Source organism: Methylobacterium oxalidis, assembly GCF_007992195.1.
GTDB classification, from domain to species: domain Bacteria; phylum Pseudomonadota; class Alphaproteobacteria; order Rhizobiales; family Beijerinckiaceae; genus Methylobacterium; species Methylobacterium oxalidis.
On sequence record NZ_BJZU01000273.1, the window covers coordinates 1 to 1,643 of the forward strand.

Annotated in this window: 2 protein-coding genes; both read left to right on the forward strand. The window is 71.6% G+C overall.

Annotation, left to right across the window (positions count from 1 at the left end; all coding sequences use genetic code 11):
• Positions 1-2 precede the first annotated feature (2 nt).
• Positions 3-872 carry an ABC transporter permease gene (locus tag MOX02_RS30485; protein WP_147029490.1) on the forward strand — a complete coding sequence of 290 codons (870 nt, stop codon included), beginning with the start codon at positions 3-5 and terminating at the stop codon, positions 870-872.
• A 16-nt stretch (positions 873-888) separates the two neighbouring features.
• Positions 889-1,643, forward strand: a 755-nt coding sequence (locus tag MOX02_RS30490) for an ABC transporter permease (protein ID WP_147029491.1), incomplete at its 3' end; no start/stop codon positions are given.

Here is a 1,643-nt window from a genome sequence, read left to right on the forward strand (position 1 = left end):
GGCTGCCGCCCTTCCTCTGGCTCGGCGCCTTCTTCCTCGTGCCCTTCGCGATCACGCTGAAGATCAGCCTGTCCGAGCCCGCCACCGCGATGCCGCCCTACCTGCCGGTGCTCGACTGGCAGAGCGGCATCGAGGGCTGGTCGACCTTCCTGGAGGCGCTGCACTTCGGGAACTACGAGACGATCGCGGGCGACGCCCTTTACCGGGACGCCGCCCTCTCCTCGCTCGGCCTCGCGCTCGCCGCGACCGCCATCCTCGTCTGCCTCGGCACGCCGCTCGCCTACGCGATGGCACGCGCCCCCGGGCGCCTGCAGCCCCTCCTCGTGGCGCTCCTCGTGGTGCCGTTCTGGACGAGCTTCCTGATCCGGGTCTACGCCTGGATCGCCATCCTCAAGCCCGAGGGCCTCCTGAACGCCGGCCTCCTGCGGCTCGGGCTGATCCGCGAGCCGCTGGAGATCCTCAACACGCAGGCCGCGGTGATGATCGGGCTCGTCTACGCCTACCTGCCCTTCATGGTGCTGCCGCTCTACGCCGTGACGAGCCGCATCGACCCGGCCCTGCGGGAGGCGGCGGCCGATCTCGGCGCCTCGCCGACCCGGGTGTTCTGGACCGTGACCCTGCCTCTGTCGCTGCCCGGGCTCGCCGCCGGGGCGCTCCTCTGCTTCATCCCGATGGTCGGCGAGTTCATCATCCCGGACCTTCTCGGCGGCTCGGACACGCTGATGCTCGGCCGCGTCCTGTGGAGCGAGTTCTTCTCGAACCGCGACTGGCCGCTCGCCTCGGCGGTGGCGATCCTGCTCCTCGTGATCCTGGTCGGCCCCGTCGTGCTGTTTCGCGAGGCGGAGACCCGGCGCGGCGAGGCGGCCCGGTGATGCGGGGAACCCGCCCGTGACCGCCTTCACCCGCACGGCCCTCGTCCTCGGCCTCGCCTTTCTCTACGCGCCGATCCTCGTGCTCGTCGTGTTCTCGTTCAACGCCTCCGCGCTCGTCACGGTCTGGGGCGGCTTCTCCACTCGCTGGTACGGAGTGCTGTTCTCGGACGGGCCGCTGATCGAGGCTGCCTGGGTCAGCCTGCGGGTGGCGCTGGTGGCCGGCCTCATCGCCACCCTGCTCGGCACGCTCGCGGCGCTGGCGCTCGAGCGGCACGGGCGCTTCCGCGGGCGCGGCCTGTTCACGGCCCTCGTCTACGCGCCGATGGTGATGCCGGAGGTGATCACCGGCCTGTCCCTGCTGCTCCTGTTCGTCGGCATCGGGCTCGATCGGGGCCTCGCCACCATCGTCATCGCGCATGCGACCTTCGGCACGGGCTTCGTGGCGGTGATCGTGGGCGCCCGCCTGAAGGGGCTCGACCGCACGCTGGAGGAGGCCGCGGCCGATCTAGGGGCCGGCCCGGCGCGGGTCTTCCGCACGGTCACCCTGCCGCTGCTGGCGCCGGCCGTGGTCGCGGGCTTCCTCCTGGCCTTCACCCTGTCTCTCGACGACCTCGTCATCGCGAGCTTCGTCTCGGGCCCCGGCGCCACGACCCTGCCGATGCGCCTCTACAGCCAAGTCCGCCTCGGGGTGAATCCCGAGATCAACGCCGCCTCGACGCTCCTCATCGCCCTCGTGAGCGTCGTGGTGCTCGCGGCCTCCCGGCTCCTCGG